General features: G+C 64.6%; 11 protein-coding genes. 3 read left to right on the top strand and 8 right to left on the bottom strand.

The genetic code is table 11. The annotated features are described in order from the left end of the window. Positions 1–105: 105 nt before the first annotated feature. From GBZ48_RS00935 to GBZ48_RS00950, 4 genes are all read right to left on the bottom strand, one after another. Positions 106–345, bottom strand: a complete 240-nt coding sequence (locus GBZ48_RS00935; RefSeq protein ID WP_246306903.1) for a hypothetical protein — start codon at positions 343–345, stop codon at positions 106–108. A 138-nt stretch (positions 346–483) separates the two neighbouring features. After that, entirely contained in the window at positions 484–663 is a 180-nt protein-coding gene (locus tag GBZ48_RS00940) for a hypothetical protein (RefSeq protein WP_146255431.1), read from the bottom strand. A gap of 99 nt (positions 664–762) precedes the next feature. Beyond that, a complete protein-coding gene (locus tag GBZ48_RS00945; RefSeq protein WP_174469263.1) occupies positions 763–1740 on the bottom strand; it encodes an alpha/beta hydrolase in 978 nt (325 codons plus the stop codon). 4 nt (positions 1741–1744) lie between these two features. Next, positions 1745–2743, bottom strand: a complete 999-nt coding sequence (locus GBZ48_RS00950; protein WP_174469264.1) for an ABC transporter ATP-binding protein — start codon at positions 2741–2743, stop codon at positions 1745–1747. 188 nt (positions 2744–2931) lie between these two features. On the opposite strand from GBZ48_RS00950, the gene GBZ48_RS00955 reads away from it, so the two are divergent. Next, on the top strand, positions 2932–3111 hold the full coding sequence (locus GBZ48_RS00955) for a zinc-finger domain-containing protein (protein WP_412504566.1): 180 nt from the start codon (positions 2932–2934) through the stop codon (positions 3109–3111). 28 nt (positions 3112–3139) lie between these two features. Here the strand turns inward: GBZ48_RS00955 and GBZ48_RS00960 are convergent, their stop codons facing one another. After that, the gene (locus tag GBZ48_RS00960) at positions 3140–4894 is read right to left on the bottom strand and encodes a bifunctional protein-serine/threonine kinase/phosphatase (protein ID WP_246306904.1); all 1755 of its coding nucleotides are present in this window, start codon (positions 4892–4894) and stop codon (positions 3140–3142) included. A gap of 66 nt (positions 4895–4960) precedes the next feature. Next, positions 4961–5797 (bottom strand): formate/nitrite transporter family protein, encoded by an 837-nt coding sequence (locus tag GBZ48_RS00965; RefSeq protein WP_174469265.1) that lies wholly within the window; start codon positions 5795–5797, stop codon positions 4961–4963. Positions 5798–6457: 660 nt separating this feature from the next. On the opposite strand from GBZ48_RS00965, the gene GBZ48_RS00970 reads away from it, so the two are divergent. After that, the gene (locus GBZ48_RS00970; RefSeq protein WP_174469266.1) at positions 6458–8515 is read left to right on the top strand and encodes a sensor domain-containing protein; all 2058 of its coding nucleotides are present in this window, start codon (positions 6458–6460) and stop codon (positions 8513–8515) included. A 40-nt stretch (positions 8516–8555) separates the two neighbouring features. On the opposite strand, the gene GBZ48_RS00975 is transcribed toward GBZ48_RS00970, so the two are convergent. Next, complete coding sequence (locus GBZ48_RS00975; RefSeq protein WP_246306905.1) at positions 8556–9473, bottom strand: LuxR C-terminal-related transcriptional regulator; 918 nt, start codon at positions 9471–9473, stop codon at positions 8556–8558. 609 nt (positions 9474–10082) lie between these two features. Further along, positions 10083–12860 carry a carbohydrate-binding domain-containing protein gene (locus GBZ48_RS00980; RefSeq protein WP_246306906.1) on the bottom strand — a complete coding sequence of 926 codons (2778 nt, stop codon included), beginning with the start codon at positions 12858–12860 and terminating at the stop codon, positions 10083–10085. Positions 12861–13202: 342 nt separating this feature from the next. Here GBZ48_RS00980 and GBZ48_RS00985 point away from each other — a divergent pair, with 342 nt between their 5' ends. Continuing rightward, the gene (locus GBZ48_RS00985) at positions 13203–14420 is read left to right on the top strand and encodes a glycosyltransferase family 4 protein (RefSeq protein WP_174469268.1); all 1218 of its coding nucleotides are present in this window, start codon (positions 13203–13205) and stop codon (positions 14418–14420) included. The last annotated feature ends 1 nt before the right edge of the window (position 14421 follow it).

Below are 14421 nucleotides of genomic sequence, written 5' to 3' on the forward strand. Positions count from 1 at the left end.
TTTCGGCGGCAGATACACTCTGCCGCCCCACATCTGCTGCCGAAGAAATTCCCAATAAAAAAGCGGCCCTTCAGGGCCGCTTTTTAAATTCCGTCTATGCGACGATCAGCGCCGGCGGATCATCGTCACGCCGCCGACGGTCTTGTCGAGGAAATCGATCATGGTATCCGGCTTCGGTCCGACCGATGAGGCGGCGAACGCCATCCACCAGCGGGCCATCGGGGTGGTCCAGCCGTAGCGGTCGGCAATGGTCTGAACATCCATGGTAGAGGACATGGTCGTCTGGGCGGTCGCCGCGGCGCGGGTGGCGCCGGACGGGGTAACCTGAGATTCGACGCTGTGCATGGTTCCTCCCAACGGGGACATACGGTGTCCGCTTATGCGGTACCTTAGCTCTCAACCGCTGGAAGGGGCAGAGTGGCTTTGGTGCTAACGGGTACTATACCTTTGGCTGCAAAGGTCCCATGCCCCAGGCCACCCCTTTCAGGCAGGTGGATGCGGCAATCCGCTGGCCCAGCCCAGGAAAGCCACCAGCGCCGCGCGGTTGGCCGGGCGGAGCAGCAGGGCCAGCCGCACCCACAGGGGTGAAAGCTTGTATTCGGCGGCCATCTCCCGGACTTCCTCCGGCGACAGACGCAAGTCGGGAGCGGGGTTGTTGCTCACCGGGCAGTCCTCCACCATTGCCAAAGGTTGCGATGGATGAAGAACAATCCGCCGCACCGGCAATCGCGCAGGCATCTGTGATAAAAATATGGCCGAACTTTACTTGGCGGCCAGCAAGGCCCTTGGCGCCCGGTCGGCTCCGCTGGCCAGCGGCACCTTGGGATTCCCGATCCAGGCGATGACGTCGTTGACCACCAGCTTGCCCTTCAGGTCGCGCAGCAGCATGTGGTAGCCGTCGGGATAGACGGCGACGACATGCCGCCCGCCGGACTCGAAATCCTTCAGGGCACGTTCGACCGGCCGCGGCGGCAGAACCTCTTCATGGGCACCGTAAAGCACCAGCGAGGGCGTCTGGAGATGCTGGCAGGCGTCGAGCGCCGACCCCATCAGGTCGGTCAGCCCTTCCAGCGCATCGACGCGCGATCCCTTGATGACTAGAGGGTCGCGGCCAAGAGCCCGCAGCATCTCGATGTTGTCGGACGGGTGGATGTCCAGATCCTTCGGTGGATGCACCACCATCCCGGGAACCAGATTGTAAGTGATCCACAGCGCGGCACGCGGGAAGAACCCCATCGCCTGCCGTCCCCAGACGGCGGGTGCGACCAGGATGGTGCCGTCGACCTTGGGCGGGTTGGGACCGGTCATCGCGCTCAGCACGACGGCGCCGCCCATGCTTTCGCCCATCAGATAGACCGGCACGCCGGGATGGCGCTTGTGCACCATCTCCACCGCGATGCGGGCGTCGCTGACCAGCGTGGGGGTGCCGGCCCACACGCCGCGTTCACGGGTGGCGCCGAAACCGCGCTGGTCATAGGCATAGGTGGCGATGCCGGCAGTTGCGAAGTCGCGGCCGGCACCGTCGAAGGCATTGGAATAGTCGTTGTAGCCGTGCAGGGCCACCACCGCGGCCCGCACCTTGCCGTCGGCCGGCAGCCAGGAGCGCATGGGCAGCTCGAAGCCGTCGGCGGCGATCAGCACCTTATCGTTCAACTGCGGCTGGACGACGGCCATCCCCATCGGTTGGAAATCCGCGGCACAGCCGCCAAGCAGAAGCCCCAACCCGAGAACAGCCGCCATTCCGCTATGCCGCATGGATTACCCCTGTGTCGCTGTGAGCACCACCCGTCAGTTGGAGGAATATATCTTCAAGATCCGACTCTTCGGTCGTGACATCGACGATCCCAATTCCGGATGCCGCCAGAGTGGACAGGATGGCGCCGGCGCGCTGGCGGCTCGGCTGATAGCGGACGACCATCCGCCGCGGCTCCGGCAGCTCCACCGTATAGCCTTCCAGCGCGGGCGGAGCGGCGGTCAGGTCGCGCTCCAGGGTCAGGCACAGCGCCTTGTTGTCGACCCGGCGCAGCAGGGTGGTCTTCGGCTCGCACGCCACCACCTGCCCGTGGTTGATGATGGCGATGGTGTCGCACAGCTCCTCCGCCTCCTGCAGGTAATGGGTGGTCAGCAGGACGGTGGTGCCGGACTTGTTCAGCGTGCGCACATAGTCCCACAGCTGGCGGCGCAGTTCGACATCGACGCCGGCGGTCGGCTCGTCCAGGATCAGCACCGGCGGGGTATGAACCATCGCCTTCGCCACCATCAGCCGGCGCTTCATGCCGCCCGACAGCGAACGGGCGTGGGCGTCGGCCTTGTCGGCGAGGCCGACGGCGTCAAGCAGTTCGTCCGTCCGGCGCTCCTTCTTCGGCACGCCATAGAGGCCGGCCTGAAGCTCCAGCATCTCGCGCGGAGTGAAGAAGGGATCCATGTTGAGTTCCTGCGGCACCACGCCGATGGAGGCGCGGGCGCGGCGCGGATGGTCGGCCACCTCATGCCCCCAGATGGTGGCGGTGCCGCCGGTCTTGTTCACCAGCCCGGCGAGGATGTTGATCATCGTCGATTTGCCGGCGCCGTTGGGGCCGAGCAGCCCGAACAGAGACCCGCGCGGAATGGCGAGGTCGATGCCTTTCAGCGCGTGCTTCGGCCCGGCTTTGCCGGTCGGCTGGTAGATCTTGGTCAGGCCACGCAGCTCGACCGCGTTGGCCGGGAGCGAGACGGGCGTGGGGGTATCGGTTGGCGCGGCCATTGATCCTGAACCATGATGTTTGCGGTTTGCGAAAAAGCCCCGGCGTCCGGTGGTTTCCCCCGTTGATCCGCGGCGCGCGATGGGTATCATCCGGCCCGCGCGCGCGGAACCCTGATCGGGGACCCGGACAGCGGGCGTGTCCACGATGGCGTGAACCGGCGCGCCTGTCAAAACAGAGGATGACTGCTATGCAGCCGACCGAGACGATCCTTGTTGAAACCTCGACCGTCGGGTGCGACGGCGGCGGCGGCGCGCTGGGCCATCCGCTGGTCTATCTGACGCTGGATCGCGAAGGGCAGGTCGAATGCCCCTATTGCTCGCGCCTGTTCAAGCTGAAGGAAGGTGCCAAGGTCGCCCACGGGCACTGACAGCCCGTTCCTCCTGCTGGCGGGCCGGTCAGACCCGGCCGGCCAGCAGGATCAGCACGGCCAGGACCAGCAGCGCCGACAGCCCCTGCCAGAAGGCCAGCGGGTTGCGCTCGGTCAGCGACCGCCGCCGCACGCCCGCCGCCTGCTTGCGCGGGTGGCGCAGGTCGTACAGGAACTCCGACAATTCCCGATAGCGCTTGGCCGGGTCCGGGTGGACCGCCTTGCGCAGCACCCCGTCGATCCAGGCGGGAACCGCACGCCGGTCGTCCAGGGCGGTGCGGTAGACCAGCTTGCGCTGGCGCGCCCGCGTGGTGGCCGTCGCGGCATCGGCGCCGTAGGGCAGGCGGCCGGTCAGCATCTGATAGGCGATGACCCCCAGCGCATAGAGATCCGACGCCGGCGTTCCGCCTTCCCCCAGCAGATATTCAGGCGCGGTGTATTGCAGCGTGCCCAGAATCTCGCCGCGGTCGGCGTCGGGCATGGTCTCCAGGATGCCGGGGACCAGAACCGATCCGAAATCGACGATCTTCACCGTTCCGGTGCCGTCGATCATCACATTGTCGGGCCGCAGATCCTGGTGCAGCATCTCCAGCCGGTGGAAGGCCTGCAACCCCTTGCCGATCTGCTCGACGATGGCGCGCACCGTCGGTAGGCCGGGGTCGGGGTGGTCGCGCATCCACTGGGTCAGCGTCTGCCCCTCGATATACTCGGTGACGACATAGAGGTGTCGGCGTGGCCGGCTTTGCGGCGGCGGTTTCAGCACATGGGGGCTGTTGATCCGGCGGGCGATCCACTCCTCCATCAGGAAGCGGCGGAGGTGGGCGCGGTCGTCGCGCCGATCGATGGCCGGCACCTTCAGCACCACCGCCGGGGCCATCGCCGGGCCACCCGCACCGTCCTGGGCCAGATAGACATGGCTGCGGCTGCTGGCATGCAGCTCCCGAAGAATGCGGTAGCCCTCGAATTCCGTCCTCGGCTCCAGCAGGGGTGGCAGGGGCAGGTCGGACAGCCGGTGGAACAGGTCGCCGGCATCGGCGTCGGGAAGCGCATCGATCCGGACGATCTGGAGGGTCAGATTGTCGGTGCTGCCGCGCCGCATTGCCTCTTCCACCGCGAATCGGGCCGCGCGGTCGAGATCGTCCGGGTGCCTGTCGATTGTACTGATTAAAAATTCGGCATCGACATGCTCATAGACGCCGTCGGTCGCCAGCAGAAAGACGTCGCCGGGTTCCACCGGCAACTCTCGGCAGTCGATCTCGACATGTGGCACCACGCCCATCGCCCGGCCGAGATAGCTGACTTCCGACGACACCACCACGCGGTGGTCGTCGGTCAGTTGCTCCAGCGACCGGCCGGCAATTCGGTAGATTCGGCAATCGCCGACATGGAACAGGTGCGCGGTGGCCGATTTCAGCACCAGCGCACTCAGCGTGCAGGCATAGCCGCGATCCTGATCGTAGCGGTACTCGCTGCGCCGGTTCTGGGCGTGCAGCCAGGAATTGGTCGCCGCCAGAACCCGCTGCGCCGACATCCTGACCGACCAGCTTTCCGGCGTGCAGTAATAGTCGGTCAGGAAGCTCTTCACCACGGATTCGCTGGCGATGTGGCTGACCTGGCTGGTGCTGATGCCATCGGCCAGCGCCACCGCGATGCCCTTCATGCCGAGCAGCGGTGCCACCGGGATCAGCGCTCCATGGAAATCCTGATTGGTCTCCTTGCGTCCCTTGTCGGACCATTGGCCGATGGAAATCCGCAGCTCTTTCACAATACCGGCCCCGCTCAAGGAAAACTCCGCTCCGGGCCCCGGCCCAGGACGGACCGGGGAGAGCGGACGGACGGGCAGGGTGGCTTATTCGGCCGGTTGCAGGTGGGGCTGCGGCAAGCGGCGCTTGGGTGCCGTGCGGACATGGGTGGCGTAGAGCGTCAGGCCGGTGAAGGCGAGGCCGCCGATCAGGTTGCCCAGCACCGTCGGCAGCTCGTTCCAGATCATGTAGTCCATGACCGAGAAGTTGCCGCCCATCAGCATAGCCGACGGGAACAGGAACATGTTCACCACCGAATGCTCGAAGGTCATGCCGAAGAACAGCATGATCGGCATCCACATGGCGATCACCTTGCCGCTGACCGAGGTGGAGATCATGGCGCCGACAACGCCGGTGGAGACCATCCAGTTGCACAGCATGCCGCGCAGGAAGATGGTCAGCATTCCTGCCGCGCCATACTGCGCATAGCCCAGCGTCCGATTCTCGCCGATGTGGGAAATGACGGTGCCGACCTTGTCGGGCGGGGTTGAGAAGCCATAGGTGAAGACCACGGCCATCATCACCGCCACCGTCAGCGCCCCCAGGAAATTGCCGACGAACACCAGCCCCCAGTTGCGCAGCACGCCGCCGATGGTGACGCCCGGCCGCTTGTCGATCAGCGCCAGCGGGGTGAGCACGAACACGCCGGTCAGCAGGTCGAAGCCCAGCAGATACAGCATGCAGAAGCCGACGGGGAACAGGATGGCGCCGATGATCGGGAACCCTGTCTGGACCGTGACCGTGACGGCGAAGACCGCCGCCAGCGCCAGGATCGCCCCGGCCATGTAGGCGCGGATGACCGTGTCGCGGGTGGACATGAAAATCTTGGATTCGCCGGCGTCCACCATTTTGGTGACGAACTCGGAGGGCACGAGATACGACATGACAAGTCCCCTTGGAACAAGCGCTGAAGAAACGGCACGGCAGCGTCCGGTGCGATCCGCGCGGCACCGGTCCGGTGCGGGGCGGAGGAGGAAGGACGCATTGCGTGTGATTTGGGTGCGGGCCGCAGTCTTTGGGTCCGCGCTGGTCAAACCGCCGTTGGCTTGAACGGGAGGCTCTTTGCACGGGATGTGCCAAACGCTGGAATGCAGCAAAGCAGCGACATCTCGACCGCCGCGACGAGGCTGCAACGCAAATAAGAACCTTTCTTGCTCAAAGACTGGGCAGTGCTGAATAAAAATCAGTCATTTTTACAGGAATGACTATAGGACCTGAAAAACGAGCGGCCGTTTCAGCGAGGGCTATAGCGGAGAATTCTTTCAGGATTTTAACCGTGGCTCGTTAGACTATCGTTGCAAATCAATGCTCTGAGCAACGGTGCGGGTCGGATGCGCCGGTAATGGTCAGGAACGGTTACCTTTTTGTTATATTTTCCCTTCGTACTATGAGACAGTACAGGCGATGGTGCTTGACGGGCTTCATCGAACCGGCGTCTACTTTGCCGCATTGCGGAAAGATGGCAGTTCCACAATCGTTGTTTGAGTTGCAGGCCTATGTTGTTTCCAGGCGGTTCGGGATCGGCGTCGGATGAGGCGCGTACTATGAGTCACGACACTGAAGAGCAGTATCGCAGCATCTTCGAGAATGCTGTCGAAGGCATCTATCAGACCACCGTCGACGGCCGTTACCTGCGGGTCAATCCGGCGCTTGCCGATATCTACGGCTATGCTTCGCCCGAAGACCTGATCGCCAACCTCACCGACATCGCCTGCCAGCTCTATGTCGATCCCGGCAAGCGCGAGGCCTTCGCCGACCTGATGGCCCGACAGGACCGTGTCCTCAGCTTCGAGGCGCGCGTCTTCCGCCGTGACGGCTCCATCATCTGGATTTCGGAAAGTGCGCGCTGCGTGCGCGACCCCGCCGGTCGCATCCGCTACTACGAAGGCACCGTTCAGGACATCACCGAGCGCAAGCAGCATGAGGAGAAAATCCGGCTGCTCGCCACCGTGTTCGACAGCGTCGCCGACGGCATCCTGATCGTCGATCCCGAACTGACCGTCCAGGCGATCAACCCGGCCTACGAGATCATGACCGGTTTCCAGCGCGAGGAGCTGCTCCGCAAGCCTTTGGTGCTCTTCGCCCCCGGCTCGCACGAACGCGAATTCGTCGACGCCATCTGGACCACGGCGCGCCAGGCTGGCCGATGGCAGGGGGAGGTCACCAGCTTCCGCCATTCCGGCGACGCCTTCGCCGCCGCCCTGTCGGTGACGTCGGTCCGCGCGCCGAATGGCGTTCTGGAACATTACGTCCTGACCATCGCCGACATCAGCCAGCGCAAGTCGCAGGAACACCAGATCCGCTATCAGGCCAGCTTCGACCGGCTGACCGACCTGCCCAACCGCTGGCTGGTCTGCGAAAGGCTGGAGGAGGCCATCGTCCGCGCCCAGCGGACGAAGAGCAAGGTCGCCGTCGCCTTTCTTGACCTCAACCGCTTCAAGCAGGTGAACGACACGCTGGGCCACCATGCCGGCGACGAACTGCTGAAGCTGGTGGCCCGGCGCCTGCGCAACTGCACCCGCATGACCGACACCGTCGGCCGGCTGGGCGGGGACGAATTCCTGATCGTGGCGCCCGATGCCGCCGACCGCTCCGCCGGAGCCCGGCTGGTGGAAAAAGTGCTCTATTCGATGTCGGAGCCTTTCAGCGTCCACAATCAGGAGCTTTTCTGCGGCGCGTCCATCGGCATCGCCTTCTATCCCGACGACGGCGAGACGGCGGACCAGCTTCTGCGCAACGCCGATCTGGCGATGTACCACGCCAAGCGCAACCCTGAGCACAAATACGTCTTCTACGACAGCGGGATGCGCGAGCGGTCGGGCTTCACGCTGGGGCTGGAGAGCGACCTGCGCCGTGCCAGCGGCGGTGACGAGTTCGAACTGCATTTCCAGCCAAAGATCGATCTGGTCGGCAACCGCACCATCGGGGCGGAGGCGCTGATCCGCTGGCGCCACCCGGTCCGCGGCATGGTCAGCCCGGCGGAGTTCATCCCGCTTGCCGAGGAAACCGGCCTAATCTGGGAGATCGGCGCCTGGACCCTGGTCGAATCCTGCCGACGGCTGGCCGACTGGATCCGGCGCGACCTGCCGATCCCCTCGGTGTCGGTGAACCTGTCGCCGCGACAGTTCCAGGACGCCCGCCTCGTCGGTTTCGTGCGCAGCGTGGTTGAATCGGCAGGCATCCCGGCCGACCGGCTGGAACTGGAACTGACCGAAGGTGCGATGATCGGCGACATCGAGAAGGCGGTGACGATCCTCAACGGGTTGAAGGACATCGGCGTCCGCCTGTCCATCGACGATTTCGGCACCGGCTATTCTTCGCTGGCCTATCTGAAGCGCTTCCCCATCGACACGCTGAAGATCGACCGCAGCTTCGTCCGCGACATCGTGAAATCGACCACCGACCCGGCCATCGTCGGCACCATCGTCAATCTTGCCGAGAGCCTGGGCTTCGACACCATCGCCGAGGGGGTGGAGACGCAGGAGCAGGCCGACATGCTGCGCCAGCAGCGCTGCACCCGCATCCAGGGCTATCTGATCAGCCGGCCGCTGCCGATCGACCAGTTCGAGGCCTTCCTCGGCAACAGCGTGGTTCCGGCCTGACGCCTGCCCCCTCTCCCGCGGGGAGAGGGGATACCCCGGCTTACGGCGCCGTCCGCTCCAGGAAATACTCCATCTCCTGGATGATGCCGCTCTGGGCGGCCCAGAGGGCGGCCTGGGTGCGGTTGCGGACGTTGATGGTCTGCATGATGTGGCGGACATGAAGCTTCACGAGATCTTCCGTCATCAACATCTCGCGCGCGATTTCCTTGTTGCTGCATCCGTCCATGATCAGTTTCAGGATGCGGGCGTGACGCGGATAGAGCCCGGGATAACCCAGCAATTCGGTTTCATGCTGGGCCATCGCCCCATCCTCGCCACCGCGGCGCAGTGCGGTGGGAGAGAAGTAATCGAAGCATTCCTCCGGCACCACCGGCTCGCCGGCATGGATCAGGCGCAGGGACAGTACGAAGGCGGCTGGCGCCATCCGGTTCAGGAGGTAGCCGCGCACGCCGAAGCGCAGGGCCATCCGCATGTGGTGGGCGGAAAATTCGTCGGCGATCATTGCAAGCTTGGCCTGCTCGCCGTACCAGCTGCGGAAGTTCCAGGCGTCGGTCTTCAGCGAGGCCAGATCGAACAGCACGATGTCAGCGGATCGGTCGGGATTGCCGTTTCCGGAGCCATTTCCAGGCGGCGCTTCCAGCGTCGCCACAGCCCCCCTGGCGGAGAACCCGTCGGAATGGCGGTCGGCACCGTTCGTTCTGCCGTTCCACATCGTCTTGGGTGAAAGTCCAGTTACAAGCCGGCTTTGCGGGTCGATGACCTCGAAGCAGTCATCCAGAATGTTCAGGATGGATTCGCGCAGCAATCGGCTTTGGTTGTGAACAATCACGCGAATGCGATCGGACATGTCCGTCTCCCCCAGGAATAGACGAAATGGTGGACGGCATTGCGCGGCCGGAGGCAGGCTTTTCCCCCCTGGACGCTGTGCTTGGACGTCGGCGGTGCCGGTGCTTGGCAATTCAGGTTAGCCGGATTCTTATGCCCGGCGTCCGACCTTCGGCCCCCCGTCCGGACCGTTGCCTCCGCAGTCTCCGATGCCGCCGCGCTTGGCCGCGCAATGCCGCAATTCCGATGGACGATACACGTTGTATCGCTGGTGTCGTGCTCGCCCGTTCGAATTTAGATCAAACTATGATCCGGCACTCACGGCATTGTCTGCTGCACTTTTGGAATTGTTCCAGGCTCAGTGGGGGTGAGAATCACCCTGTCAGGGCGGAGTCCCTTGTCAGACGGACAGCAGTAATAAACCATCCTCGTGTGCCGGGATATAGAAGATTACCCGACAAAGACAGTGGGTGCTCCAAGGGATATCGCCAATCGTGGCGGTTCCGAAGGGAAGGAAGCCAAACGATTTTGCCATACTAAGAAGAAAAACGTCTGGATAAAGCAACTTATATTAGATGACTTGACTTGTCATCTGTCCGATATGCGCCAGTTCACCATCGATAATATAGACTCTTAAACAGCAGTTGCCAGGAGAATCTTCGTTGACCATGGAAACGAAAATGGAGCCCCGCCTGGACGGGTCTCCATTTTCGTTCCGGCTAGCTGTGTCTTGGCCGCTGCCTTATGCCGCCACGTCGTGGGTGATGGCATAGACGCCGGTGTCCCAGCGGGCGATGGTGGTGTCGAAGCTGCCGACGCCGTTCACCACGTCGAAACCCTGGGTGGTGTTGTGCATCAGGTCCTGGACCGTGTAGTGGCCGTTGGCGAGCTGAAGCTCCACATGGGTGGCGACCGCCTTGCGCGCTGCGGTGTCGTTGAAATCGACGCGGTCGGAGGCGACGACGATCAGCCTGTCCTTCTGGTCGTAGAAGCCGTAGCCGGTGATCTGGGCGTCGGGATCCTTGTCGGTGAAGGTCAGAGGGTGGTGGTAGTTCAGTGCCTCGTCCCCGATCAGAACCGGGGCCTTGGCCTTCAGTGCCGCGATCTCGGCGTCGCTGAACAGATTGTGCCCCTCATATGTGGCCTGCGGGATGATGAAGGCGCTGGGCGCGCTGGCCTTGGTCATCGACGACAGGGCGGCGTCGCTGACGTAATAGCCGAAGGGCACGCCGGCATCGTGCAGCTTGGTGATCGGCTCCAGCAATTCGCCCAGATAGGCATTGCCGATGGAATTACCGGCCGGCTCCAGCGCATTCATCGCCTTTTCAGCGTTGGCGCTGTAATAGAGCGCCGGGCCAAAGGGACGGGTCGGCACGATGTCGCGCAGCATGTCCAGCCAGGGCTGCTTCACCTCGCCCCAATCGTGATAGCTGCGCGACCACTGCTCCGCCGCTCGCCGGACACCGCCCTGGTCGTCGGCGATCATAGTCCAGCCGCTTTGCAACCAGGTCTGCTCCAGCCGGCCCCACCCCAGCTCGTCGCGGACCGTGCCGGAGACGCCGGTGTAGAGGCTGTTCACCGCGCCCCAGTAATCATCCTCCGACGAGGACATCATGTGGCCGAAATGGGCGTCCGGCGCGCGGGCGGCATGGATGCCCAGCATCGCCTGCTCGTAGGAGGCCGGGGCCTGCTTGTGCTGCATCTCGAAGCGTTCGAGGGTCTGCACGTTGAACAGGATGTCCTTCTCGTTCATCGTGTCGGCGATCACGCGGGCATCGACGCCGGCGAATTCGCGCATCGCCGCCGGGGTGAAGGACACCTGGGTGGTCAGCCAGGCGGCCTTGCCGGTGTTCTTCACGATGGCGTCGTCCAGCGCCTTCCAGCCATAGGCCCAGCCGTCGACGAAATAGTCCAGCCACTGGGTCGGGTGGTTGTCGACGATGTCCTGCGCCTGCTGCGCCAGCGTGCTGCCGGCCACCTTGATGCCGGTCTTGCTGCTGAACTCCGCGATCATGCGGGAATTGAAGAAGTCCATCACGCCGGAATGCGGGCTGCCGTCGAAGAAGTCGGCCAGCTCGTACCCACGGGTGCCGGTCAGGGCGGACAGGCGGCCCAGCTTGTCGGCCATCCAGTCGGCATAATGGGCGGTGCCGCCGGTCCAGCCGGCCGGTGCATCCTTGGCGTCCAGCGGCATCAGCGGGCTGACATAGCCCCAGCCATAGGGATTGCTGCTGTCGGAGTTCAGGACATTGCCGTCGCCGTCACGTCCCAGATACTGCGGATGGGCCTTGACCCACGACACCCACGCCTTGTGACCGCCCAGATTGGCGAACTCGCCGCCGTTCTGCGAGAACTCGAAGGTGTCCTCCCACAGCTGCATGCCGATCAGCGGCATCACCCCGTCGGCCAGATGGCCGGCGGCGACGTCGCGGGTTTCCTTCAGATGGGCGGCGTTGGCGTAATCGGGCACCGATTCCCAGAACAGGTGCTGCGGCGCCAGCCCGCGGTCGGCGCCCCAGGAGATGGTCGACACGTCCGACATCAGCGGCGGACGCTCGCTGCTGACCCCGGCGCTGGCGCTGTGGTCGTTCTTCGGCAGCGTGGCGGCCGGCGCCGTCGGAGTGGTGGGGGTGGTGGGAGTGGTTGGCGCCGTGGGGGTGGTGGTCGTGCCGCTGGCCAGCATGTCCTTGCTGACGGGAATGCTGAGCGTGCCGTTCCACCACAGGCCCTGCTGGCCGGCGATGACGTCCTTGCCGTCCAGCGCGCCGCGGTCATAGGTGACGCCGGCGGCGGTCGAGGCGACGCTGTGGCCGTTCACCACGACGGAGCCGACATAGAGGCTGCGGTCCTGGCCGTTGACGACGGCGTCGTTGTCGTACTGGACCTGGACCTTGTGCGCCAGGGCCGGATCGAGATCGACCGTGAACTTGTAGGCGGTCTGGCTGGTGGCGGCCACCTTGGCGTCGCCCACCATTTTGCCGTCGACCAGAAGCTTGAAGTGCGGCGGCACGCCGCCGGCACTGGTGCCCCAGGCATTGACGACCACGCTGAAGGACTTGGTCGCGGCCGGGGTCGCGACCACCGCTTCGGCGGCATCGGTCGCCGTGGGGATGGGGAACAGCGAGGCGGGCAGCGGCATGTTCAAGGCGCCGCCCCAATAGAGACCTTCCTGTCCCTTCACCACGTCCTTCCCGTCGACCGCACCCTTGTCATAGGTGACCGACGGGTCGGTGACGGCGATCGAGGTGCCGTTCACCGCCACGGCGCGGACGAACAGGTTGCGGTCGGCGCCGCCGACCACCCCGTCATTGTCATAGACAAGTTGAAGGTTGTGCGCACTGCCGGCGGCGACCTTGGCGCTGATCGTGTAACGGCCTGCGGTGCTGCTGTTCACCGTCGCCTGGCCGATGGTCGCACCATCGAGTTTGAGCGCCAGATGCGGCCAGATGCCGCCGGCAGCCTGTCCCCATGCGTCGATCGCAAAGGTGACATCGATGAGATTGGACTCGGTGGACGACATCGGCACGACTCCTATTAATCGGATATTAAGATCTTCCAAAACGGGATTACCCGTATCGGTCGGATTACCCTTCTCGTTGGGAGTAGTCGCACGAAAGTTTATGTAATTGAGAGAGTCAATCTTGGGACATAACTCTGACTCATCTTTGACTCTTCCAAAAAAATCGATTTTGAGTCCGCGAATGCTTTAGACTCTGAAAGAATGAATCCGACATCGGCAGTCTTAAGCCTGTTGTGCGGAGATCGTATCTTTCGTTTGTTTGGTGTCCGCTCCGCCTCCATGGTCCACTGCGGCACGAACCGTCGCCGATACCGCAGATCAGGCAGGGCAGGAGATCTCCCCATGCGCACCGAATTCCTGCGCATCGCCGTCGTTACGCAGAAGATCGTCCGCCATGACGGCCAGGGCCGCGTGAACGCGGTCGTGGTCGACGAACTGCTCCGCCGCGGGCACGAGGTCGTCGCCATCGCGTCGGAACTGGCGGACGAACTGGCGCGTCATCCGCGCCTGCGCTGGGTCCGCATCGACGGGGGAGGGGTGCCGACGCAGTTGGCAAAGGACCAGCTGTTCGCATGGCGGGCCAGCCGGGCGCTGGTGCGGGAAAGGCGCCGGGGAAAAGACCGATCAGGAAGCGACCTGCCAGGGATAGACAGGGTGGTGGTGAACGGCTTCGTCAGTTGGGCGCGGTCGGACGTGAATGCGGTGCACTTCGTCCATTCCGCCTGGATGCGCTCCCCCACCCACCCGATCCGCAAGGGCGTCTCGCCCCTGTCGCTCTACCGGGCGCTCTACACGCTGCTGAATGTCGGGTTCGAGCGCTGGAGCTTCCGCCGTGCCGGCCGGCTGGTGGCGGTATCGCGCACCGTGGCGGACGAGTTGCGCCGGGACGGCATCGCGCCTGGGCGGCTGAGCGTGATCGACAATGGCGTCGATGTCGAAGAGTTCCGTCCGGGAACGCCGGACCCGGCGCTGTTCGGCCTGCCGCCCGGCCGGCCGGTGGCGCTGTTCGTCGGCGATGCCCGCAGCGACCGCAAGAATCTGGACGGCGTGCTGCACGCGCTGGCCGAGGTGCCGGATCTGGCGCTCGCGGTGGTCGGCGAAGAGCGGGGCGGCCCATTTCCGGCGATGGCGCGGGCACTGGGGGTGGAGGGGCGGATCCGCTTCCTCGGCCATCGGCGCGATGTGGCGGCGCTGATGCGGGCGGCCGACCTGTTCGTCTTTCCAACCCGCTACGAGCCCTTCGGCCTCGTCCTGCTGGAAGCGGCGGCGAGTGGGTTGCCGGTCGTCACCACGCGTCTGGCCGGTGCCGGCCGGCTGCTGGAAGACGGCGCGGCCATTTTGCTGGATAGCCCGGACGCCCATGCCGAACTGGTGCAGGCGATGAGCAGTCTGGCGGCCGACCCGGCGCTCCGCCGCCGCATGGGCGAGGCCGGACGCCGCATCGCCGAAAGCCAGGACTGGTCGGTGACGGCCGGGCAGTATGCCGACCTGCTGGAGGAGCCGGGATTCTCGGGGCGGGCGGTTGAGGGCCGGGGGCTGTTGGCCGGATCGGCCTCCTGAC

Origin of the sequence: Azospirillum melinis (assembly GCF_013340935.1) — a bacterium.
Classification (GTDB): Bacteria; Pseudomonadota; Alphaproteobacteria; order Azospirillales; family Azospirillaceae; genus Azospirillum; species Azospirillum melinis.